This window comes from Micromonospora cynarisoli (assembly GCF_030518815.1).
Taxonomy (GTDB): Bacteria; Actinomycetota; Actinomycetes; order Mycobacteriales; family Micromonosporaceae; genus Micromonospora; species Micromonospora wenchangensis.
Map to the genome: position 1 here is coordinate 2,876,983 of NZ_CP130426.1, position 22,477 is coordinate 2,899,459.

17 protein-coding genes and 1 pseudogene are annotated in these 22,477 nt (G+C 73.8%); 10 read left to right on the top strand and 8 right to left on the bottom strand.

Annotated features, from left to right (window positions below):
* Positions 1-49: 49 nt before the first annotated feature.
* Positions 50-688, top strand: coding sequence for a lipoyl(octanoyl) transferase LipB (lipB, locus tag Q2K16_RS11830; RefSeq protein ID WP_302745370.1), 639 nt, complete (start codon positions 50-52; stop codon positions 686-688).
* A gap of 63 nt (positions 689-751) precedes the next feature.
* On the opposite strand, the gene aspS is transcribed toward lipB, so the two are convergent.
* Positions 752-2,038, bottom strand: coding sequence for an aspartate--tRNA(Asn) ligase (gene aspS, locus Q2K16_RS11835; RefSeq protein ID WP_302745371.1), 1,287 nt, complete (start codon positions 2,036-2,038; stop codon positions 752-754).
* A gap of 357 nt (positions 2,039-2,395) precedes the next feature.
* On the opposite strand from aspS, the gene lipA reads away from it, so the two are divergent.
* The 3 genes from lipA (at position 2,396) to Q2K16_RS11850 (ending at position 5,941) form a co-directional block, all read left to right on the top strand.
* Positions 2,396-3,445 (top strand): lipoyl synthase, encoded by a 1,050-nt coding sequence (gene lipA / locus Q2K16_RS11840; RefSeq protein WP_302745373.1) that lies wholly within the window; start codon positions 2,396-2,398, stop codon positions 3,443-3,445.
* 215 nt (positions 3,446-3,660) lie between these two features.
* A complete protein-coding gene (locus tag Q2K16_RS11845) occupies positions 3,661-5,184 on the top strand; it encodes an NAD(P)/FAD-dependent oxidoreductase (RefSeq protein WP_302745375.1) in 1,524 nt (507 codons plus the stop codon).
* A gap of 67 nt (positions 5,185-5,251) precedes the next feature.
* On the top strand, positions 5,252-5,941 hold the full coding sequence (locus tag Q2K16_RS11850) for a DUF4191 domain-containing protein (RefSeq protein WP_145921086.1): 690 nt from the start codon (positions 5,252-5,254) through the stop codon (positions 5,939-5,941).
* Positions 5,942-6,040: 99 nt separating this feature from the next.
* Here the strand turns inward: Q2K16_RS11850 and Q2K16_RS11855 are convergent, their stop codons facing one another.
* Complete coding sequence (locus tag Q2K16_RS11855; protein WP_489671877.1) at positions 6,041-6,451, bottom strand: RDD family protein; 411 nt, start codon at positions 6,449-6,451, stop codon at positions 6,041-6,043.
* A 320-nt stretch (positions 6,452-6,771) separates the two neighbouring features.
* On the opposite strand from Q2K16_RS11855, the gene glnA reads away from it, so the two are divergent.
* Complete coding sequence (gene glnA, locus Q2K16_RS11860) at positions 6,772-8,196, top strand: type I glutamate--ammonia ligase (protein WP_088644628.1); 1,425 nt, start codon at positions 6,772-6,774, stop codon at positions 8,194-8,196.
* Between the two features lie 95 nt (positions 8,197-8,291).
* Here glnA and Q2K16_RS11865 read toward each other — a convergent pair whose 3' ends face one another.
* From Q2K16_RS11865 to mptB (Q2K16_RS11875), 3 genes are all read right to left on the bottom strand, one after another.
* Positions 8,292-8,762, bottom strand: a complete 471-nt coding sequence (locus Q2K16_RS11865; RefSeq protein WP_302745378.1) for a hemerythrin domain-containing protein — start codon at positions 8,760-8,762, stop codon at positions 8,292-8,294.
* Between the two features lie 165 nt (positions 8,763-8,927).
* On the bottom strand, positions 8,928-10,397 hold the full coding sequence (gene mptB / locus Q2K16_RS11870; protein WP_302745380.1) for a polyprenol phosphomannose-dependent alpha 1,6 mannosyltransferase MptB: 1,470 nt from the start codon (positions 10,395-10,397) through the stop codon (positions 8,928-8,930).
* A gap of 13 nt (positions 10,398-10,410) precedes the next feature.
* Positions 10,411-11,844, bottom strand: a complete 1,434-nt coding sequence (mptB, locus tag Q2K16_RS11875; protein WP_302746451.1) for a polyprenol phosphomannose-dependent alpha 1,6 mannosyltransferase MptB — start codon at positions 11,842-11,844, stop codon at positions 10,411-10,413.
* Positions 11,845-11,888: 44 nt separating this feature from the next.
* Here mptB (Q2K16_RS11875) and Q2K16_RS11880 point away from each other — a divergent pair, with 44 nt between their 5' ends.
* Entirely contained in the window at positions 11,889-13,568 is a 1,680-nt protein-coding gene (locus Q2K16_RS11880; protein WP_302745382.1) for a hypothetical protein, read from the top strand.
* 203 nt (positions 13,569-13,771) lie between these two features.
* On the opposite strand, the gene Q2K16_RS11885 is transcribed toward Q2K16_RS11880, so the two are convergent.
* On the bottom strand, positions 13,772-14,410 hold the full coding sequence (locus tag Q2K16_RS11885; protein WP_302745384.1) for a helix-turn-helix domain-containing protein: 639 nt from the start codon (positions 14,408-14,410) through the stop codon (positions 13,772-13,774).
* Positions 14,411-14,793: 383 nt separating this feature from the next.
* On the opposite strand from Q2K16_RS11885, the pseudogene Q2K16_RS33215 reads away from it, so the two are divergent.
* The 3 genes and pseudogenes from Q2K16_RS33215 to Q2K16_RS11895 form a co-directional block, all read left to right on the top strand.
* A pseudogene (locus Q2K16_RS33215) lies at positions 14,794-15,888 on the top strand (NAD(P)/FAD-dependent oxidoreductase); the annotation flags it as partial.
* A gap of 24 nt (positions 15,889-15,912) precedes the next feature.
* Complete coding sequence (locus Q2K16_RS33220; protein WP_489671913.1) at positions 15,913-16,626, top strand: class I SAM-dependent methyltransferase; 714 nt, start codon at positions 15,913-15,915, stop codon at positions 16,624-16,626.
* 317 nt (positions 16,627-16,943) lie between these two features.
* Positions 16,944-17,333, top strand: coding sequence for a peptidase inhibitor family I36 protein (locus tag Q2K16_RS11895; RefSeq protein WP_088644805.1), 390 nt, complete (start codon positions 16,944-16,946; stop codon positions 17,331-17,333).
* A 137-nt stretch (positions 17,334-17,470) separates the two neighbouring features.
* Here Q2K16_RS11895 and Q2K16_RS11900 read toward each other — a convergent pair whose 3' ends face one another.
* Positions 17,471-20,494, bottom strand: coding sequence for a bifunctional [glutamine synthetase] adenylyltransferase/[glutamine synthetase]-adenylyl-L-tyrosine phosphorylase (locus Q2K16_RS11900; RefSeq protein ID WP_302745389.1), 3,024 nt, complete (start codon positions 20,492-20,494; stop codon positions 17,471-17,473).
* A gap of 1 nt (position 20,495) precedes the next feature.
* Complete coding sequence (locus Q2K16_RS11905) at positions 20,496-21,260, bottom strand: type 1 glutamine amidotransferase (protein WP_302745392.1); 765 nt, start codon at positions 21,258-21,260, stop codon at positions 20,496-20,498.
* 79 nt (positions 21,261-21,339) lie between these two features.
* On the opposite strand from Q2K16_RS11905, the gene Q2K16_RS11910 reads away from it, so the two are divergent.
* Positions 21,340-22,275: a S66 peptidase family protein gene (locus tag Q2K16_RS11910; RefSeq protein WP_302745394.1), complete on the top strand. Its 936-nt coding sequence runs from the start codon at positions 21,340-21,342 to the stop codon at positions 22,273-22,275.
* Positions 22,276-22,477 lie beyond the last annotated feature (202 nt).

Sequence of the window (22,477 nt, forward strand, 5' to 3'; positions counted from 1 at the left end):
GACGAGGCTCACGGGGCGCGGCGGAGGCGGGCGGGGCTAGGGTGGCAGGGTGAGCGTGACGACTTCCGGGGTGACCGCCGTCCGGGCGGGTGTGGTCGACTACTCGGCCGCGTGGGACGAGCAGCGTCGGCTGCACGAGGCGGTGGTGGCCGGCGAGCGCGGCGACACCGTGCTGTTGCTGGAACACCCGAGCGTCTACACCGCCGGCAAGCGCACCGAGCCCTGGGACCGGCCGATGGACGGTACCCCAGTCGTCGACGTCGACCGGGGCGGCAAGATCACCTGGCACGGCCCGGGGCAGCTCGTCGGCTACCCGATCGTCCGGCTGCCCGATCCGGTCGACGTGGTCGCCTACGTCCGCCGCACCGAGCAGCTGTTGATCGACGTCTGCGCCGAGTTCGGGCTGACCGCCGGCCGGGTCGAGGGGCGCAGCGGCGTCTGGGTGCCCGACGACGACCGGGGCCCGGCCCGCAAGGTGGCCGCCATCGGCATCCGGGTCGCCCGGGGCGTCACCCAGCACGGCTTCGCGATCAACTGCGACTGCGACCTGTCGTACTACGACCGGATCGTGCCCTGCGGCATCGCCGACGCCGGCACCACCTCGCTCACCGCCGAACTGGGCCGCCCCGTGACGGTGGCCGAGGTGCTGCCCGTGGTGGAACGGCACCTGCCCACCCTGCTCGGCTAGAGCCGGCGTGGAGTTCGTGACGCCGCCGCGCACCGAACCGTCCGGTCGGGCACGCCGGGTGACTCAGGGGGTCAACCGGTGCAGGTCGCGCGGGAAGGCGGTCGCCTCCCGGACGTTGGCCGCGCCGACCAGCCGGGCCACGAACCGCTCCAGACCGATCGCGAAACCGCCGTGCGGCGGCATCCCGTGCCGGAACGCGTCGACGTACCCGGCGTACGGCTCGACCGGCTCGTCGCGGGCCGCGAGCGCCGCCAGGTAGTCGGCGTGGCGGTGCAGCCGCTGCCCGCCGGTGACCAGTTCCAGGCCCCGGAAGAGCAGGTCGAACCCGTTCGAGTACGCCGGCCGGGCCGGGTCGGGGTGGGTGTAGAAGGGTCGCTTCGCCATCGGGTACCCGGTGACGAAGAGGAAGTCCGACCCGTGGCTGTCGCGGGCCCACTCCCCCAGCGTCCGCTCGTGGGCGGGGGCCAGGTCGGGTTCGTCGGCGGGTGCGCCGGCGATCCGCAGCGCCTCGGTGAAGTGCACGGCCGGGATCTCGGCCGGCACCCCGGGCAGGGTCAGGCCCAGGGTGGCCACCGCGCCCCCGGCCCGGCGCGCCACCTCGGCGAGCATCCCGGCGAGGGTGTCCCGCAGCACCGCCATCACGTCCCGGTGGTCGTCGACGAAGCCCAGCTCGACGTCGAGCGAGGTGTACTGGGCCAGGTGCCGGACGGTGTCGTGCGGTTCGGCCCGGAACACCGGCCCCACCTCGTAGACCCGTTCGAAGACGCCCACCATGAGCTGCTTGTAGAACTGCGGCGACTGGGCCAGGTACGCGGGCCGGCCGAACCAGTCGAGGGCGAAGACGTTCGCCCCGCTCTCGGTGGACGTGGCGACCACCTTCGGGGTGTGCACCTCCACGAAGTCGCGGGCGTCCAGGGTGGCCCGGAAGCCGGCCACCGCCGCCGCCGCGATCCGCAGGGCCGCCGCGCGGGTCGGGTGCCGCAGCGCCACCGGCGCGTGGTCGAGCTGGGTGGGCAGGGTCGCGGTGAGCGCCGGCCGGTAGAGGTCGAACGGGGGCGGCACGGCGGGCGGGCCGAGCGGTCGTACGGTCGGGTGGGTCAGCTCGACCCCGGCGGGCGCGGTGCCGTTCGCGGTGACCGTGCCGACCACCTCGACCACCGTCTCCTCGGGCAGCGCCGTCACGACGGCCCGCACGTCCGGGTCGGTGACCACCACCTGGGTCAGGCCGGTGGCGTCCCGGACGATCAGGAAGGCCACCGACTTGAGCAGTCGGCGGCGGTGCACCCAGCCGGCGATCCGCACGGTCGTGCCGGTACGGGTGGGCAGGTGGGTGGAAAGGATGCGTTGCACGGCGGTTACCTCCTCGATCAATCGCAACGCGATCCCCGGGAGGTGTGGGCGAGCGGGAACCTCGCGGTGCCACCACACCTTCGCCCCCGCCGTGGCGGGGCCTCATTCGTCGCCTTTTCACCGGGGCCAGCCGGGCGGGCTCTACTGGGCGCGCGGACACGCCGTTCTTCCCGCGGCTCGGGAGGGTCTTCGCGCCCCGGCGTCAGACCGCCTTCCAGCAACCGGCGGCTCTCTGCACTGGCGGATCGGGGCGTTACTCGGCTCCGTCACAGCTCTGCCGGCACGCTAGCACCCGATCCGTCGGTCTGTAACGGGCTTTTCCGGTCGCCGGGTGGCCGGTGTCACAAGACCGGTGACGTGACTCCTGTCGCCCGACGTGCATCGATCGCCGCCGTCGGGCGTAGGCTCGGTTTTGTGACGATCGAGCACTCCGCGCCGACGACCCAGCAGGCAGCGCGCTCCGCGACGGTCGCCCCCGAGGGGCGACGGATGCTGCGGATCGAGGCGCGCAACGCCGAGACGCCGATCGAGCGCAAACCGCCGTGGATCAAGGTCAAGGCCAAGATGGGGCCGGAGTACACCGAGCTGCGTGGGCTGGTCTCCCGCGAGGGGTTGCACACCGTCTGCCAGGAGGCCGGCTGCCCCAACATCTACGAGTGCTGGGAGGACCGGGAGGCCACCTTCCTCATCGGCGGCGACCAGTGCACCCGGCGCTGCGACTTCTGTCAGATCGACACCGGCAAGCCGGCCGAGTTCGACGCCGACGAGCCGCGTCGGGTGGCCGAGTCGGTGGCCACGATGGGCCTGCGCTACGCCACCGTCACCGGGGTGGCCCGCGACGACCTGCCCGACGGCGGCGCGTGGCTCTACGCCGAGACGGTCCGGCAGATCCACGCGCTGCGTTCCGGCTGCGGTGTCGAGCTGTTGATCCCCGACTTCAACGCCGTCCCCGAGCAGCTCGCCGAGGTGTTCGGGGCCCGGCCCGAGGTGCTGGCGCACAACGTCGAGACGGTGCCGCGGATCTTCAAGCGAATCCGTCCGGCGTTCCGCTACGAGCGTTCGCTCGACGTGATCCGGCAGGCGCGCGCCGCCGGGCTGGTCACCAAGAGCAACCTGATCCTGGGCATGGGCGAGGAACGGGCCGAGGTCTCCCAGGCGCTGCGCGACCTGCACTCCGCCGGCTGCGAGCTGATCACCATCACCCAGTACCTGCGTCCGACCCCCCGGCACCACCCGGTGACCCGCTGGGTCAAGCCGGAGGAGTTCGTCGAGCTGCGCGAGGAGGCCGAGGAGATCGGCTTCGCCGGGGTGATGAGCGGGCCGCTGGTGCGTTCGTCGTACCGGGCGGGGCGGCTCTACCAGCAGGCGCTGACGGCCCGTCGGGACGCCTCGGTCACCGTCGGCTGACCCCCGGACGCCACCGGGCACGCCTGCGGAAGACCACCGGCCCCGGCGACGATCGCCGGGCATTCGAGTGTGTCGATCTTCCCAGACCTCGGCGGCACCCGCAAGAGGTGTCCGGCCGCAGCTCGGCGTCGATTCGACGGCGCTGTCCGGGCAGGCCGGGATCGTGTTAGATTCCGCCAGCCCTGACCCGCAACTCATCGATGGTGGTGTCTTTGATGGCGCAGCCGCACACGGTTGTCATCGGCGCCGGCCCTGCCGGCCTCACAGCCGCGTACGAGTTGACCCGGCGGCACGCCCCGGTCGACGTGGTGGAGGCCGACGACGTGGTGGGCGGGATCAGCCGTACCGTGGAGCGGGAGGGCTGGCGGTTCGACATCGGCGGGCACCGGTTCTTCACCAAGGTGTCCCGGGTCGAGGCGTTCTGGCACGAGCTGCTCTCCGACGACGACTTCCTGCTGCGCCCCCGGATGAGCCGCATCCACTACCAGGGTCGGCTCTTCGACTACCCGCTGCGGGCCGGCAACGCGCTGCGCAACCTCGGGGTGTGGGAGGCGTGCCGGTGCGTCGGGTCGTACCTGTGGGCGCGGGTGCGTCCGCCGGCCGACCAGAGCCACTTCGAGGGCTGGGTGTCGGCCCGGTTCGGGGCCCGGCTGTACCGGATGTTCTTCAAGACGTACACCGAGAAGGTCTGGGGCATCCCCGCGACGGAGCTGCAGGCGGACTGGGCGGCCCAGCGCATCCGCAACCTCTCCCTCGGCGCGGCGATCCGGGGCGCGCTGCTGCCCCAGCGGGGCGGCACCGAGGTGACCAGCCTGATCGAGGAGTTCCGCTACCCCCGCCTCGGCCCGGGGATGATGTGGGAACGCTGCGCCGAACTGGTGGTCAAGGGCGGCGGGACGGTCGAGCTGGAGACGGCGGTACGCACGGTGCACCGGGCGGACGGCCGGGCGGTCGCGGTGACCGTCGACGGCCCGTCCGGTGAGCGGCGGATCGCCGCCGACCACGTGGTCTCCAGCATGCCGATCTCGGCCCTGGTCCGGGCGATGGACCCGCCCGCCCCGGCGGAGGTCCGCGAGGCCGCCGACGCGCTGCGGCACCGGGACTTCCTGACCGTGGCGCTGGTGGTGCCGGCCGAGGCCGGATTCCCCGACAACTGGATCTACGTGCACACCCCCGGGGTGCAGGTCGGGCGGATCCAGAACTACGGCGCCTGGTCGCCGGAGATGGTCCGGGCCGGCGGCACCTGCCTGGGCCTGGAGTACTTCGTCAACGAGGGCGACGAGCTGTGGTCGACCCCCGACCCGGAGCTGGTCGCGTTCGGCACCGCCGAGCTGGAGCGGCTCGGCCTGGTCCGCCCCGGCTCGGTCACCACCGGGTACGTGGTGCGGATGCCGAAGGCCTACCCGGTCTACGACGAGGGCTACGCCGAGGCGGTCGAGGTGATCCGCCGCTGGCTGGCCGAGGCGGTGCCGAACGTGCACCCGGTGGGTCGCAACGGCATGCACCGGTACAACAACCAGGACCACTCCATGCTCACCGCGATGCTGGCCGCGGAGAACATCCTCGACGACGCCGACCACGACGTCTGGGCGGTCAACGTCGAGGAGGACTACCACGAGGAGGGCGGCACCGGCGGCAGCGCCGACGCCGGTCGCGGCGAGGGCGGCACCGGCCGCGCCGCCCCGGTGGTGCCCCGTCCCCGTACCGCGCCGGTCGGGGACCGTTCGCCCACCGGCTGACGGACGGGCCCGGCCGACCACCGGCCGGGGATCATCCGTCCCGGCGGCGACCACTAGACTCGGCGGCATGGCAAAGCCCCAGGAGAAGGTGTCGTTCGGCCAACGGCTGAAGCAGATCGGGATGGTGTTCCGGTTCACCGCCAAGCAGGACAGGTGGTTCGCGCCGCTGGCCGCCGGGGCGGTGCTGATCCCGCTCGCGCTGACCGTGGTCGCGGTGATCCTCTGGGGCTGGCTATGGTTGCCGATCGGCATCCTGTTCGCCCTGCTCGCCCTGCTGATCGTGCTCAACCTGCGGTCCAACAAGGCGATGATGAACGCCGCCGAGGGGCAGCCCGGCGCGGCGGCGCAGATCATGGAGAGCATGCGTGGTGACTGGCGGGTCACCCCGGCGGTCAGCTCCACCACCCAGATGGACATGGTGCACCTGGTGATCGGCCGGCCCGGCGTGATCCTGCTGGCCGAGGGGAACCCGCAGCGGGTCCGGGGCCTGCTGGGTCAGGAGAAGCGCCGGCTGGCCAAGGTGATCGGCTCCGCGCCGCTGCACGACTACGTGATCGGCCAGGGCGAGGGTGAGCTGCCGATCCGCAAGCTGCGGATGACCCTGATGCGGCTGCCGCGCACCCTCAACGGCAAGGACGTCAACTCGCTCGACAAGCGGCTCAAGGCGCTCACCGCCCGGCCGCAGATGCCCAAGGGCGCGATTCCCAAGAACATGCGGCCGCCGGGCCGCGCGTTCCGCCAGACCCGGGGCCGCTGACCCTCAGTCACGCCCCGCGAGCCGGGTCCGTCCGTCGGGCCCGGCTCGCGTCGTGTCCAGGGTCAGCCGGGCAGAACTGGTTCAGCGGGCAGAACTGGTTCAGCGGGCGGGGCGGGGGGCGTCGGCGACGACCGCTCCGCTGAGCCGGTCGTGCAGGCCGCGACGCTGCCCGTCCATGATCAGGGGCGGTACCACCAGGGCCAGGAGCAGACCGCGCAGGAGCGCCCGGGGTATCCCGAGCCGCCCGCCGTCGGACCAGTCGAGGCAGCGCAGCCGGGTGATCCACATGCCGGGGGTCTGGGCGAAGAGGCCGAGGAAGAAGCCGTACTCGACGATGAGCACCAGCACCGGGGCCCAGCCGTCGCGGACCGGGTCGGCGAAGAAGTTCGACACCAGCAGGCAGAGCACCCAGTCGATCACCAGGGCACCGAACCGTCGGCCGAGGCCCGGCGGGTCGAAGGTGGGGTCGGTGGCGGGCGGCACCGGTGCCGGGGCGGGCGGACTCGTCACGGTGGTCAAGGGTAGTCAGCACCGTCCCGGGACCTCCCCGCAGCCCACCGTCGGGTCCCGGGACGGCTCCGGGGCGGACCAGCAGGTGGACTCCGGGGGCGTTCCCGCAGTCTGTGCAAATTCGGTCGTATCACCCGGAAAAGCGATACAGTGCTTCAGCCGGTATCGTCCGAACGGACAACCCGGCGGGTACTGAGCGGCGCAGATGACGCTCCGCGAGCGGCGTAACACGGCAGAAACATTGGAGACACGGGCGAGCAACCCCACGGTCATAGCGTCGCCAGAGCCCAGCCACCGGAGTGGACGTGCCAGGAGGACGTGTGTTTGCCAATCCCGAGGAACTCCTGCGATACCTCAAGAACGAGGACGTAAAGTTCGTCGACGTACGTTTTTGTGACCTGCCCGGCGTGATGCAGCACTTCAATCTGCCGGTGGAGTCCTTCGACGACAGCGTCTTCACCGACGGTCTCGCGTTCGACGGTTCGTCGATCCGCGGTTTCCAGGCGATCCACGAGTCGGACATGCTCCTGCTCCCGGACGTCGCGACCGCCTTCATCGACCCGTTCCGCGCGCAGAAGACCCTCGCGCTCAACTTCTTCATCCACGACCCGTTCACCCGTGAGGCCTACTCCCGGGACCCGCGCAACGTGGCCAAGAAGGCCGAGGCCTACCTCGCCGCCAGCGGTATCGCCGACACCGCGTACTTCGGCGCCGAGGCGGAGTTCTACATCTTCGACTCGATCCGCCACGAGACCTCGGCGCACCAGTCGTTCTACTACATCGACTCGGTCGAGGGCGCGTGGAACACGGGGCGTGAGGAGGCCGGCGGCAACCGCGGCTACAAGACCGCGTACAAGGGCGGCTACTTCCCGGTGCCGCCCGTGGACCACTACGCCGACCTGCGGGACTCGATCGTGCGTCGGCTGGTCGACGGCGGTTTCACCGTCGAGCGTTCGCACCACGAGGTCGGCACCGCCGGCCAGTCGGAGATCAACTACAAGTTCTCCACCCTGCTGCACGCCGGTGACCAGCTCCAGCTCTTCAAGTACATCGTGAAGAACGAGGCGTGGGCCAACGGTAAGACGGCCACCTTCATGCCCAAGCCGCTCTTCGGCGACAACGGCTCCGGCATGCACACCCACCAGAGCCTCTGGCTCAACGGCGAGCCGCTGTTCTACGACGAGACCGGCTACGCCGGCCTGTCGGACACCGCCCGCTGGTACATCGGTGGTCTGCTGCACCACGCCCCGTCGCTGCTGGCGTTCACCAACCCGACGGTCAACTCGTACCGTCGACTGGTGCCCGGCTACGAGGCCCCGGTCAACCTGGTCTACTCGCAGCGCAACCGCTCCGCCTGCACCCGCATCCCGGTCACCGGCAGCAACGCCAAGGCCAAGCGGGTCGAGTTCCGGGTGCCGGACCCGTCCAGCAACCCGTACCTCGCGTTCTCGGCGATGATGATGGCCGGCCTGGACGGCATCAAGAGCAAGATGGAGCCGCCGGCGCCGATCGACAAGGACCTCTACGACCTCCCGCCGGAGGAGTGGGGCGACGTCAAGCAGGTGCCGGGCTCGCTGCCGGAGGTGCTCGACGCCCTGGAGGCCGACCACGACTACCTGCTCGACGGTGGCGTCTTCACCCCCGACCTGATCTCCACCTGGATCGGGTGGAAGCGGGCCAACGAGGTCGACCCGGTGCGCCTGCGCCCGACCCCGCACGAGTTCGCGATGTACTTCGACTGCTGAGCGGTCACGCAGACGGAGCAGGCCCCCGGATCTTCGGGGGCCTGCTCCGTCTGCGGGTGCGGACGTGTGTCAACCGGCCCGCGGGTGTGGCGCGCTCACAGCGGCCCGAAGACCACGCGCGGGTCCGCGTCCAGGGCGAGCGTCTCCAGCACCGACAGGAGCTGCCGCTCCTCGTACCGGAAGTGGCTCTCCATGATCGCGGCCACGCCCTCCAGATGTCGGCTGATCTCGGCGGGGGTGGCGGCCCGTTCCACGGCGGCCCGCAGGCCGGAGAGCAGATGCCCGATCATCGAGTGGTCCTGTCTCAGGTGCCGCAGGGTGTCGCCCAGCTCGGGGTACGCCGCCGCGACAGCGGGGAACAGCTGCTCGTCCTCGCCCTCGTGGTGGCCGGTCAGCGCGGCACAGAACCCGTGGCAGAACATCAGCAGATCCCGGGTCGCCGGCTCGGCGTCCGCGCCGTCCCGCACCGCGTCCCGGGTCACCCGTAGGGCCTCGCGCAGGCGGTGGTGGACGGTGCGCATTTCCTGACTCCAGGCGATCAGCCTGGTCTGCTCGCCCTCAGACACGCGAGGGCGAAGGGAACGACGGCATCATCGTCGGCTCCTTCGTGGTTCGACGCCTCCATGCCTGACACGGTCTGCCACCGGCACGCGGCGTTGCCGTCACCCTACTCGAAACCGCCCACCCGGGCGGCCCGCGCCCACCCCGGACCCGGGGCACGTCAGGGCGGGTCAGGGCACGTCACGGCGGGTCGGGTACCGGCGGCGGAGCGCCCCGAGCGCGCCCGCGAGCACCAGGGCGGTCACCGCGATCGCGCCGGGCGCCTTGGTGTACCGGGCGACAGTGGTGCCGTCCGGCAGGGTGAGGAAGGACGCCACCGCCGCGGGCAGCACGAACCAGGTCGTCCGGGTCGCCGACACCGCGAGCAGCAGCAGCGGCCCGGTCACGTACCACGGGTGCAGGACCGGGGCGAGCAGCACCGTCGCGGCCAGCGCCGTGCCCGCCGCGCCCAGGGTGACCCGGGGCCGGGCCGCCGCCAGCCGGTGCACCCGCCGCCGGACGTCGTTGAGCCGGCGCAGCGCCGTCCACGCCCGCCACCACAGCACCACCAGCAGCGCCACCAGCGCCAGCAGGCCCACCGCCCGGGTCACCGGCACCGCGTCCGGTCGCCGACCGGCCAGCTCGCCGACATAGTCGACGACGAAGCCCACCGCCGTCGGCGGCGACGTCCACTGCTGCGAGTCACCGCTGCGCGCCAGCCCGGCGACCCAGCCCAGCCCCAGGCCGGACAGCGCCGAGACCGCCGCCAGGGTGACCAGGACCGCACCGGCGAGCCGGCCGCCGTCGCGCAGCAGGGCCCGCAGGGTGTACCGGCCGTGCACCGCCGTCAACGCCGCGAACGGCAACACCACAAGCGCGGTCGCCTTCACCCCCACCGCCAACCCGAACAGCACCCCGGCGACGAGCAGCCCCCGGGTCCGGCCGGGCGACCGCACCAGCACCAGCAGGCCCAGCACGAGCAGCCCGAGCAGCACCGCGTCGTTGTGCGCGCCGGCCACCAGGTGCACCCCGACCAGCGGGCAGGCCAGCCCCAGCCAGGCCGCCCGGCGGGTGGGCACCCCGGCGGCGCGGGCCAGGCCGGGCAGGCAGAGCGCCACCAGCAGCACCCCGGCCACCGCGTACAGCCGCAGCACCACCAGGGCACCGAGCAGGGAACCGCCGGTCCCGGCGGCCAGGGCGGCCAGCAGCACGAAGACCGGGCCATACGGGGCCGGGGTGTCCCGCCAGATCGGCGCCACCGCGTCCACCCACGGGCAGCCGGCCACCGCCACCCCCACCCGGTACGGGTCGTGCCCGGCCGCGTACGACCAGCCCTGGCAGGCGTACGAGTAGACGTCCCGGCTGGCCAGGGGCGGGGTGAGCAGCAGCGGCAGCGACCACAGCCCGGCGGTGCGGTACGCCCACCCCGTCGACGGGGCACCGGCGCGCAACGCCCACCAGGCTCCCACCATCAGCGCCGTCCCGAGCATCCAGCAGCTCACGGCGGCCGGGCCGTGCGGCGCGCGCCACGGGCCGGTCGGCGGCACCTCGGGCAGCACCCCGCCCAGCCAGCCGGCGACGGCGAGCAGCACCGCGCCGCTCGTCCCGAGGTGGCGTGCCGCGCGGGCCCGCCCCCCGGTCGGTGCGCCGGCCTCGGTCACCGGCCACCTCTCCTCAGTCGGCGGGCGCGTCCACGGTGGCGGGTCGCCGGCCCGCCCGAGCCGACCGTACCAACCGGACGGCCACCACGATCACCAACAGCGTCATCAGCGGGGCACCGGGCATCTTGGTGAACCGGGGCAGCCCGGTGCCGTCCGGCAGCACCAGGAAGGAGGAGACCAACGCCACCAGCGCGAACCACCGGGTCGACCGGTGGGTCGTCGCGGCGAGCACGGCCACCGGCCACAGCCAGTACCAGGGATGGAACAGCGGCGCGAGGGCCACCGTCGCGGCCAGCGCCAGGCCGGCGTGCCACAGCGGGTCGCGGGTGCGGGCCCGCCACCACAACCAGACCAGCAGCACCGCCAGCACCAGCATGCCGATCGTCCGGGCCACCGGCAGCGCGTCGACGTCCGCGCCGAACAGGGCCGCGACGTACCCGGCGGTCTGCCCGACGGCGGTCGGCGGTGACGTCCAGGCGATCACCAGGCCGCCCTGTTCCAGGCCGGCGATCCATCCGAAGTCCAGGCCCGCCGCCAGGGTCGCGCCGGCCACCGCGACCAGCGTGCCGACGGCGACCGGCAGGCCGTCGCGCAGCAGCGCCCTGATCCGGTACGGCCCGACCAGCGCGGCCAGCACCGCGAACGGCACCACCACCAGCGCGGTCACCTTCACCGCGCCGGCCAGCCCGAGCAGCATCCCGCCGGCCAGCAGCGGCCAGCGCCGGCCCGGGTTGGCCGCCACCACGGCCAGGCCGGCGACCAGCAGGCCGATCATCAGCGCGTCGTTGTGCGCCCCCGAGACCAGGTGTACGCCGACCAGCGGCGAGGCCAGTGCCAGCCACACCGCCCGCTCCACCGGTACGCCGCAGCGCCGGGCCAGCACCGGCAGGCAGGCGGCGGTCAGCGCCACCCCGGCCACGGCGAGCAGCCGGAACAGGGCGATGTTGGCGGTCAGCGCGGTGTCCGGGTCGAGGCCCCCGGTGAGCCGTACCACCGCCCCGGCGACCATCACGAACAGCGGCCCGTACGGGGCGGGGGTGTCCCGCCAGATGTAGGAGATGGTGTCGATCCACGGGCAGGGCAGCGCCGACACCCCCTGCTCGTACGGGTTGATCCCGGCCGCGTAACTCGCGCCCTGGCAGGAGTACGCGTACACATCCCGGCTGGCCAGCGGCGGCGCGACGAGCAGCGGCAGCACCCACAGCCCGGCGGTGACCAGCGCCCACCGGGCCGACGGCACCCGGTCGCGCCGGGTCCACCACGCCCAGGCCAGCAGCCCGGTGCCGACCAGCCAGAGGGCGATGATCAGTGGCCCGTGCCGGCTCTGCCAGATGCTGACCGGGGTGGGCCGCAGCTCCGACCCCGGCAGCGCGCCGCCGAGGTACGCGGCGATGGCGAGCAGCACCGAACCGGACAGACCGAGCCAGCGGGACAGGTGGTGAGGCACGTCCGTCATGCTGCCAGTAGCGTGGGCGCGGACCGGAGGTGGGCATGCGGGGCAGCAGGGTGGTGGGGTCTGCCACCGTGGTCGCCGTCGTGCTCGCCGGGGTGTGGCTGGCGTTGCCCCCGCTCGGGTCGGACCTGTCGGCCCAGGTGGCCCGCGCCGACTTCTTCGCCGCGCACGGCTGGGCCCTGGCCGACCTGCGCTGGTACGCCGGCATCCAGCCGCTCGGCTACAGCCTGGTCTCACCGCCGCTGATGGCGACCCTCGGGGTCCGCCTGACCGGGGCGTTGGCGCTGGTCGGCTCGGCCGCCGCGTTCGCCGCCCTGCTGGTGCGGACCCGGGTGCCCCGGCCGCTGCTGGGCAGCCTGGTCGGGGTGCTGACGATCACCGGGAACCTGGTCTCCGGCCGGGTCACCTACGCCCTCGGGGTGGCGTTCGGGCTGGCCGCCCTGCTCGCCCTGACCCTGCCGACCGACCGGCGCGGGCCGGCCCGCCGGGGCGAGACTGACAGCCGGGGTGGGGCGGGCGGTCGAGCCGAGCCGAGTCGGGCGGCCGGCCGGGGTGGGCGCTGGACACGGGGCGGGCGCTGGGGCCGACCGGTCCTGGTGGTGGCCGGCGCGACGCTGGCGTCGGCGACCAGCCCGGTGGCGGGTCTGTTCGTCGGTCTGGTCGGGGTGGCGCTGCTGGTCACCCGCCGGTGGGTCGACGGCCTGCTGCTCGGGGTCGCGGCGGCGGTGCCGCTGGCGGTCACCGGCCTGCTGTTCGGTGAGGGCGGCTGGATGAACATCAGCGGCACCGACACCCTCCGGTCGGTCACGGTTAGCCTGCTGGTGGCCGCTGTGGTGGCGTACCGGCCGGTGCGGGTGGGGGCGTTGCTGTCGGCGGGCGGGGTGCTGGCGGCGGCGCTGGTGCACACCCCGGTCGGGCTGAACGCGACCCGGCTGGTGACGATGTTCGCGCTGCCGGTACTGGCCGCCGCCAGGCCACCCGGCCGGCTCACCGCCCGGTTGTCGGCGGCACCCCGTACCGTCGCCCGGATCGGCGGTGCGGCGTTGGCCGTGGTGCTGGCGGTGGTGTGCTGGTGGCTGCCGCCGGTGGTGGCCGCCGACGTGCGTAGCGCCGACGATCCGACCGCCGACCGGAGCTACTTCGCCCCGCTCGCCGCCGAGCTGGGCCGGCGCGGGCTCACCGGGCGGGTGGAGGTGCCGCCGACCCGCAACTACTGGGAGGCCGCACAACTCGGTGGGGTGCCGCTGGCCCGGGGCTGGCTGCGCCAGGTCGACATCGGCCGCAACCCGCTGTTCTTCACCACCGTCCCGGGAGCCGGTGGCACCGGTGTGCCGTTGACCGCCGACAGCTACCGGACCTGGCTGGACGAGTACGCCGTGCAGTACGTCGCCGTCGCCGACGCGCCGCTGTCCTGGGTGGGCCGGGCCGAGGCGGAACTGGTCGGGGCGGGGTTGCCGTACCTGACCGAGGTCTGGTCGGACCGGCACTGGCGGTTGTACGCGGTGACCGACCCGACGCCCCTGGTCGCCGCGCCGGGGGTGCTGGTCCGGCAGGACGCCGCCACGCTGACGTTCCGGACCACCGCCGCCGGCCGGGTCCCGGTCCGCATCCGCCACTCCCCCTGGCTGACCGTCTCACCCGACGCCACCGTCACCTCCGACGGCCCCTGGACCCTGGTCACCGTCCCCCACGCCGGCACCTGGACCCTCCACACCTGACCCACCCACACCCCTCCCGCCCCAGCCCCGCCCCCGTCCCTAGCCCCGTCCCGCGCCTGCTCGGGTTGATCAAGAGGTTTACGTCATCCCGCCCCGCAATCCCTGCCCCAAACCTCTTGATCACCGCAGACCACCCCCGTCCGGGCCGGTGATCAAGAGGTTTGCGTCATCCGCCGTGGGTGGGAATGACGCAAACCTCTTGATCAACTCGACGGGGCGGGGGCAGGGGCGGGGGTGGGGGGAGTGAGGGCGGGGCGGGCGCGGACGTGTAGGCGCTCGCCCTGGGGGCCGAAGAGGCTGAGGATCTCGGCCGGCACGTCGAACGGGTTGCCGAACCAGTGCGGGGTGCGGGTGTCGAACTCGGCGACCTCACCGGCGTCGAGGGTGAGGTCGTGCCCGCCGAGCAGCAGCCGAACCCGGCCGGAGAGCACGTAGAGCCACTCGTACCCCTCGTGCACCTGCGGGGTCGGCTCCCCCACCGGCGTCCGCGCCGGATACATCATCTTGTACGCCTGGACGCCACCCGGGCGGCGGGTCAACGGCACGATGGTGACGCCGTGCCGGACGACCGGCCGGCGGTGGACCCGGGGGTCCCGGACCGTCGGCGTACCGACCAGATCGTCCAGCGGTACCCGGTGGAAGCGGGCCAGGGCGAGCAGGAGTTCCAGGGTGGGCCGCCGGCCGCCGGACTCCAGCCGGGACAGGGTGCTGACCGAGATCCCGGTCGCCGCACCGAGTTGACTCAGCGTCACGCCGCGCTGCTGCCGTAGCGCCCGCAGTCGCGGCCCGACGGTGGTGAGCACCTCCTCCGAGGTGGTGGCGGCGGTGTCGCCCGGGACCACCCACTGCCCCGGATCACGACCCGGCCCCGGACCGGAATCACGGCCCGGACCCGGCCCCGGACCGGAATCACCCGCCTGACCCGGATCACGTGTCCGACCCGGGCCCCGGCCCTCGACGCCCGGTCGACCACCACCGTGGCGGGACTCAGGTCGATCATCACTCTGCCCTGGTCGGGGCCCCTGTCGCGGTCCGGCTCCGGCCCGCCCGTGTGCGTCGTCCGCCGGGGGTGGGTCGTCCCGCCGGGGTGCTGCCGTCCGGTCCCTGTGGTCGTCGGTCACCGCACCAGTTTGCCATTCCGGCAACAACATTTGGCGGTACGGTGATTCGGGCGGACGATCCGGAGCATCGGCGGGACGGGCCCGCCCGGCGAAAGGCATCGAGCATGACGTACCCGGTGGTGCACGACGTGGTGGTGGTCGGCGGCGGCGCGGCCGGGCTCAGCGGCGCGCTCGCCCTGGGCCGGTTCCGCCGCGACGTGGTGGTGGTCGACGGCGGCGCCCCGCGCAATGCCCCGGCCGACCACGTGCACAACTTCCTGACCAACGAGGGTGTCCCACCCGCCACCCTGTACGCGACGGGCCGGGCCGAGGTGGCCAGGTACGGCGTGGCCCTGCTCGACGCCACCGTCACCGCCGCCCACCCGCTCGACGACGGACCCGCGACCACCGGGGCGGGCCTGGCCGACGGCGCACCCGAGAGCACCCGCCCGGCCGACGGCGCAGGGCCGGCGCGGTTCGCGGTGACGCTGGCCGACGGTCGGGTGCTGCACGCCCGGCGGTTGCTGGTCACCACCGGCCTGGTCGACGACCTGCCCGACATTCCGGGGCTGGCCGGGCGGTGGGGCCGCGACGTGCTGCACTGCCCGTACTGCCACGGGTGGGAGGTACGCGACCAGGCCGTCGGGGTGCTCGCCACCGGCCCGATGGCCGCCCACCAGGCGCTGCTGTTCCGGCAACTCACCGACGACGTGGTGGTCTTCACCCACACCGCCGGACCGTTGCCCGCCGACGAGGCGGAGCGGCTGGCCGCCCGGGGCGTCACCGTGGTCGACGGTGAGGTGGCGGAGCTGGAGGTCACCGCCGACCGGCTCACCGGCGTACGGCTGCGGTCAGGGCGGGTGGTCCCCCGGGAGGCGCTGGTGGTGGCGCCCCGCTTCGGCGCACGGGCCGCCTTCCTCGCCGGGCTCGGGTTGACCCCGGAGGACTTCGTCGTCGGCGGGCACGCCTTCGGCGACCGGATCGCCGCCGACGCCACCGGCGCGACCGGGCTGCCCGGGGTCTGGGTGGCCGGCAACGTCACCGATCCGCAGGCCACCGTCATCGCCGCCGCGGCGGCGGGCCTGAAGGCCGCCGCCGCCCTCAACGCCGACCTGATCGCCGAGGACACCGACCGGGCCGTCGCCGCCCGACGCACGGCCGCAGCCGAGCAGACCGGGGCCGGGCACGAGCAGACGGGGGCGGTCGACGACCGGACCGGGACCATGGTCGACCCGCCCGGGACCATGGTCGACCCGCCCGGGGCCGCGGGCGACCGAACCGGGGCCGACGACAACAGCGACGAGCAGGCCGGGGCGAACGGCGAGCGGGCCGACGCGGTAGACGAGGCGACCGCCCGGCACTGGGACGAGTTGTACCGGGGCCGGGAGCGGTACTGGAGCGGGCGGCCCAACCCGCACCTGGTCGACGTGGCCGGGGCGCTGCCGCCGGGCACCGCGCTGGACCTGGGGTGCGGCGAGGGCGGCGACGCGGTGTGGCTGGCCCGGCAGGGCTGGCGGGTGACGGCCGTCGACGTCTCCACCGCCGCCCTGGAGCGGTCGGCCGCCGCGGTGACCGCCGCCGGGGTGGCGGCCCTGGTCGACTTCCAGCGGCACGACCTGGCCCGGACCTTCCCGACCGGCGTGTTCGACCTGGTCTCCGCGCAGTTCCTCCAGTCGCCGCTGGAGTTCCCCCGGGCCGAGGTGCTGCGGGCGGCGGCGCGGGCGGTCGCCCCGGGCGGCCGGCTGCTGGTGGTCGAGCACGGGGCGGTGCCGCCGTGGGGTAACGCCGCGCACCACCACATCCGGTTCCCCACCCCGCAGGAGACCCTGGCCGACCTCGACCTCGACCCGGACGGCTGGGACGTCGAACGGCTGGACGCGCCGCAGCGGCAGGCGACCGGCCCCGACGGCCAGACCGGCACCCTGGTCGACCATCTGGTGCTGGTTCGCCGCCGGTAGGGCGGGCCCGATCTCCGTCCACGATGGGGTGAGCCGACCGGAGATCCCCACGGTTGCAGGAATCACCGGACTACCACCAAAGAAATCGAGAAGTATTGACGCCCCATTTTCCTTCACGTAGGTTAAGGACCGACAACAGGCCACGGGGGCCTCTGGGAGAACTGTTGGACGACGGCGCAGGCACGCCCTGCCGCCGCACATGCGGGTATCCGCAATTCTCAGCATTGACAGTCGACGTCTCGGTCGAAGGTCGCTCGCTGGCCGGCCATGTGCCGCGTCGTGCCATGCCCCCCGCCACCACTTCACGGGAGGAAACCATGCGACACATCGGGACCACACTCGCGGGCCTCGCCCTCGTCGGCACCACCGTCCTCGCCGGTGCCCCAGCCCAGGCCGCAGCACCCGCCACGACGGACGCACTGGCCCTGAGCTGCCCCTCCACCGGCGCGCTCTGCCTCTACAAGGACGCCGGCTTCCTCAACATCCTGGACGTGCTCAACGGCAGCGCCAGCCTGGTCAACACCAACGCCGACAACGCGGTCACCTCGGTCCGCAACCGGGGCACCTGCGCCTACAAGCTCTACCGCAACGGCGACCGTTCCGACAGCCCCATCACCGTCGGCCCGCGCACCGAGATCTCCAACCTCGGGACGTTCTGGGGTCTGCAGTGGAACGACTCCATCAGCTACGCGCAGATCTGGTGCTGACCCCCACACCAATCGGAACACCATTTTCCGACACCTGGAAATAGTGCGGGAAAAGCGTTCCACGACCATTTACCAGGCGGTCACCATCGGGTGACGCGCTCATTCGGCGCACCCTCAGCCGTCCTCGACGCCGGGGCTCAGACCCCGGCGTCGAGGACGCGTTGCATCGCGGCCCGGGACCGCCTGGCGGTACGCAGGTAGTCGTCGAGGAACTCACCCGGGTCGTCCGCGCCGAGCAGCCGCACCACGCCGGCCAACTCCACCCCGTGCCGGGGCAACTGGTCACCGGCACGCCCCCGGACCAGCATCAACGCGTTGCGGACCTGCGCGGCGAGGGTCCACCCGGCGGTCATCGCGACGGCGTCCGCCGGGTCGACCAGCTTGGCGTCCCGGGCCGCCGCGAGCGCGTCGAGGGTACGCGTGCCGCGCAGCTGCGGGTACGCCCCGGCGTGCCGGAGCTGGAGCAGTTGCACAGCCCACTCGACGTCGGCGAGGCCACCCCGGCCGAGCTTGGTGTGGGTGGCCGGATCGGCGCCCCGGGGCAGCCGTTCGTTCTCCACCCGGGCCTTGATCCGGCGGATCTCGACCACCTGTTCCCTGGTCAACCCGTCGGCCGGGTAGCGGACCGGGTCGACCATCTTCTCGAACTCGGTGCCCAGGTCGGCGTCGCCGCAGACGAACCGGGCCCGCAGCAGCGCCTGCGCCTCCCACACCCGCGACCAGCGGGCGTAGTACTGGGCGTACGCGGCGAGGCTGCGGACCAGCGGACCCTGCCGTCCCTCGGGGCGCAGGTCGGCGTCGACCCCGAGCGCCGGGTCGGGGGCGGGCGCGCCGAGCAGCCGGCGCAGTTCCTCGGCGATCGCGTGCGCGGCGGCGCTGGCCGTGCTCTCCGCCGTCCCGGCTGGCGGGTCGTAGACGAAGAGCACGTCGGCGTCGGAGAGGTAGTTCGACTCGTACCCGCCGAGGCGGCCGAGGCCGATCACCGCGAACCGCAGGCCGGGCAGCTCCGGCTGGGCGGCCCGGACGGCGCGCAGCGCGGCGGACAGGGTCGCGTCGGTGACGTAGGACAGGCCGGTGCCGACCCGGGTGACGTCGGCCAGCGGGCCGGCGGGTGCGCCACGCTCGGGTCGCGGGGCCAACCCGCCGGCCCGGCTGAGCACGTCGGCACAGGCGATCCGGACGAGTTCCCGGCGGCGCAGCGCGCGTACCGCCCGGGTCGCCTCGACCGGGTCGGCGTGCCGGGCCGCGGCGGCGGCGAACCCGTCGCAGAGCACCTCCCGGGGCCGGGGCGTCAGCTCGTTCTCCTCGGCCAGCAGCCGCAGCGCCTCCGGTTCCCGGGCCAGCAGGTCGGCCGCGTACCGGGACGAGGAGAGCACCCGGGCCAGCCGGCGGGCCACCGGGCCGGAGTCGCGCAGCAGCCGCAGGTACCACGGGGTGCTGCCGAGCTTGTCGGAGACCTGGCGGTAGTTGAGCAGCCCCCGGTCCGGTTCGGGCGCGTCGGCGAACTCGCTGAGCAGCACCGGCAGCAGGGTGCGCTGGATGGCCGCCGTCCGGCTCACCCCGCCGGTGAGGGCCTGGAGGTGCCGCAGCGCCCCGGCCGGGTCGGCGAAGCCGAGGATCTCCAGCCGGTGCCGGGCCGCCTCCGGGGTGAGCCGCAGGCCGTCGGCGGGCACCCGGGCCACCGATTCCAGCAGTGGCCGGTAGAGCAGCTTGGCGTGCAGCCGGCGTACCTCGGTGGCGTGGGCGACCCAGTCGGCCCGGAAGCTCTCCACGGCGCTGCGGCCCGGGGTGGCGGCGTAGCCGAGCGCGGCGGCCAGCCAGCGCAGCGCGGCCGGCTCGGTCGGCACGGTGTGGGTCCGCCGCAGCGCCTGGAGCTGGAGCCGGTGCTCGACGCCGCGCAGGAAGCGGTACCCGCGCAGCAGCGCCTCGCCGTCGGCCCGCCCGACGTAGCCGCCGGCCACCAGCGCGCGCAGCGCCGGCACGGTGCCCGGCACCCGCAGCGACTCGTCGCCTCGGCCGTGCACCAGTTGCAGCAGTTGGACGGCGAACTCGATGTCCCGCAGCCCGCCGGGACCCCGTTTGATCTCGCGGTCCAACTCCTTCGGCGGAATGTTGTCGATGATCCGACGGCGCATGGCGCGCACGTCGGAGACCGCCTCGGGACGCTCGGACGCCCGCCAGACCAGCGGGGCGAGGGCGGCGATCCACTCGCCGGCCAGCGCCAGGTCACCGGCGGCCGGCCTCGCCTTGAGCAGCGCCTGGAACTCCCAGGTGCGGGCCCACCGCTGGTAGTAGGCGAGGTGACTGGCGAGGGTGCGCACCAGCGGCCCCCGGTTGCCCTCGGGGCGCAGCGCGGCGTCCACCGGCCAGGCGACCAGCCCGCAGACGTGGATCAGCCGGGCGGCGACGGTGGTCGCGGCGGGCAGGTCCTCGTCGGTCGCGGCCACGAAGATCACGTCGACGTCGGAGACGTAGTTCAGCTCGTCGCCGCCGCACTTGCCCATCGCCACCACGGCCAGCCGGGGCCGGGGCGTGCCTGCCGGCAGCTCACCCACCGCGATCTCGTACGCCGCCGCGAGGGTGGCGTCGGCCAGCGCGGACAGCGCCGCCATCACCTGCTCCAGGCCGCGTCCGCCGGTCAGGTCGGCCGCCGCGATCCGCAGCAACGCCAGCCGGTACGCCTGCCGCAGCACCGCCACCGGCGCGGTGGCGGTGGTCAGCCGGCCGGCGAGCGCCAGGTCGAGCCGCCCGTCGGCGGTGGGGGCCAGCCCGTCCGGGGCGGTGCGGAGCACCGTCCACTGTCCGGGGTTGGCGACCAGGTGGTCGCCCAGGGCGGCGGAGGCGCCGAGCACGGCGACCAGCCGGCGGCGCAGCCCCGGGTCGGCGGCGATCGCGGCCAGCAGCTCCGACCCGGTCGCGTCGTCGGCGGCGGTGCGGCGTTCGGTCTCCACCATCCGGTGCAGTTGACGCAGCGCCAGATCCGGGTCGGCGGCCCGGGAGAGCGCGGCCAGCAGGTCGGCCGCCGCCCTGTCGGTGGGTTCCTGCTCGTCGGCCTGCCACAGCCCAAGGCCGTCCGCCCCGAGCAGGTCGGCGGCGCGGACGCCACCGTCGCCCTCGGCGAACCCGTAGCGGGCCAACCGTCCCCTGGTCGGTCTGCTCATCTCAGTGCCCGAGCAGGGGCAGGCTGCGGCGGGTGTCGTCGTCCAGCTCGCCGAGGGCGAGAGCGGCGAACCGGACGGCGAACGGCTGCCACACCTCCTCGACGTCGGCCATCACCCGGTCGCAGGCGGCCACCACCAGATCCTCGTCGTAACCCAGCTCGGCGAGCAGTTCGGAGCCGTGCGCCCACTCGGCGATCATGGCGGTGTCGCACTCGATGTGGAACTGCAGGCCCCAGGCCCGGTCGCCGAGCCGGAACGCCTGGTGCGGGTAGCGGGTCGAGGCGGCCAGCAGGGTGGCGGCCCGGGGCAGCTCGGTGATCTCGTCGGAGTGCCACTGGAGCACGTCCGGGATCAGCGGCACGTACCGGAACAGCAGGTCACTCTCGGCGGCGTCGCGCCGGCCGACCACCCCCGGTCCGACCTCGGGGCCGGACGGGCTGCGCTCGACCAGGCCGGCGTGCGCGGTGGCGAGCAGTTGCGCGCCGAGGCAGACGCCGAGGGTCGGCACCCGGTGCCGGACCGCCTTGCGCAGCAACCCTTCGAGCTTCGGGAACCAGGGTGCGCCGGGGGTGCCGTCGGGGGCCGGGTAGGCGTGCTGGTCACCGCCGAGCACCACCAGCGCCACGTATCCGGTGAGGTCGTCGGGTATCTCGTCACCGGCGTGCGGACGCAGTACCCGCAGCTCAAGGCCCCCCTCCACCAGCCACTCCCCCAGCCGTCGGGGGTCGTCGGTCGGGTCGTTCTCGATCACCAGTGCGGTTCCCACGCCGTCGAGGCTATCGGGTGCGTCGACCGCCACCGGGAACGCCTCGGCCCGCCCGGCGGGGCGGCTATGCTCGGCCGCTGTGACCGCCGACGACCCGTCCGTCCTGCGCCCGCCCGTGCTGCGGGAGGGTGACACGGTGCTGCTGGTCTCGCCGTCCGGGCCGACCCGGCCGGAGCGGGTGGCCCGGGGCATCGAGCTGCTGACCGGCTGGGGGCTGCGCCCGCAGGTGGCGCCGAACGCGTACGCCCGGCGGGGTTACCTCGCCGGTGACGACGCGCTACGCGCCGCGGACCTGAACGCCGCCTTCACCGACCCGCAGGTACGCGGGGTGATCTGCACCCGGGGCGGGTACGGCGCACAACGCGTGGTGGACCTGATCGACATGGCCGCCGTCCGGCGGGACCCGAAGGTGGTGGCCGGCTTCTCCGACATCACCGCCCTGCAGTTCGCGCTCTGGCGGGGCGCCCGGTTGACCGGCGTGCACGGCCCCGGGGCGGCCTGGGTGGACGAGCGGACCCCGCTGCGCTCCGCCGAGTCGTTGCACGCCGCGTTGATGACCACCACGCCGGTGACGGTGGCGGCGGTGCCCGGGGAGGAGACGTATCCGGTCCGGGTCCCCGGCCGGGCGGTGGGCCGGCTGCTCGGCGGGAACCTCTGTCTGCTCACCGCCACCCTCGGCACCCCGGACATGCCGGACCTGACCGGGGCGGTGCTGCTGGTCGAGGAGGTGCAGGAGCCGCCGTACAAGGTCGACCGGATGCTCACCCACCTGCGCCGCGCCGGGGTGCTCGACGGCCTGGCCGGGGTGGCGGTGGGCCAGTTCACCGACTGCGCGGACGGCTGGGACACCACCGTCGTGGACGTGCTCACCGACCGGCTGGGCGACCTCGGCGTGCCGGTCCTCGGCGGTCTGCCGATCGGCCACGGCCCCGGCCAACTCACCGTCCCCGTGGGCACCAGCGCCACCCTCGACGCCACCGCCGGCACCCTCACCGTCACCGCCGCCGTCCGGTAACCCACCCCCACCGCCGTCCGCCCTCTTCCCACCCCGCCGCCCGCCGTCCCGCCGCCCGCTGCGGTGATCAAGAGGTTCGCGGCAGGGGAAAGCGTGTTCCTGACCGAAACCTCTTGATCACCGGAGTCAGGGGGTGGAACTTTCAGCTGGCGGACAGGACGGGGACGGGGGTTTTTCAGGTTCGATGGTCACTGTCGGTGAC

Bases quoted from the DNA above. Each gene is read 5' to 3' on its own strand.
- Q2K16_RS11845 (WP_302745375.1), top strand. From the start codon at position 3,661: ATGGCGCAGCCGCACACGGTTGTCATCGGCGCCGGCCCTGCCGGCCTC.
- Q2K16_RS11850 (WP_145921086.1), top strand. From the start codon at position 5,252: ATGGCAAAGCCCCAGGAGAAGGTGTCGTTCGGCCAACGGCTGAAGCAG.
- Q2K16_RS11880 (WP_302745382.1), top strand. From the start codon at position 11,889: ATGCGGGGCAGCAGGGTGGTGGGGTCTGCCACCGTGGTCGCCGTCGTG.
- Q2K16_RS33220 (WP_489671913.1), top strand. From the start codon at position 15,913: ATGGTCGACCCGCCCGGGGCCGCGGGCGACCGAACCGGGGCCGACGAC.
- Q2K16_RS11895 (WP_088644805.1), top strand. From the start codon at position 16,944: ATGCGACACATCGGGACCACACTCGCGGGCCTCGCCCTCGTCGGCACC.
- Q2K16_RS11900 (WP_302745389.1), bottom strand. From the start codon at position 20,494: ATGAGCAGACCGACCAGGGGACGGTTGGCCCGCTACGGGTTCGCCGAG.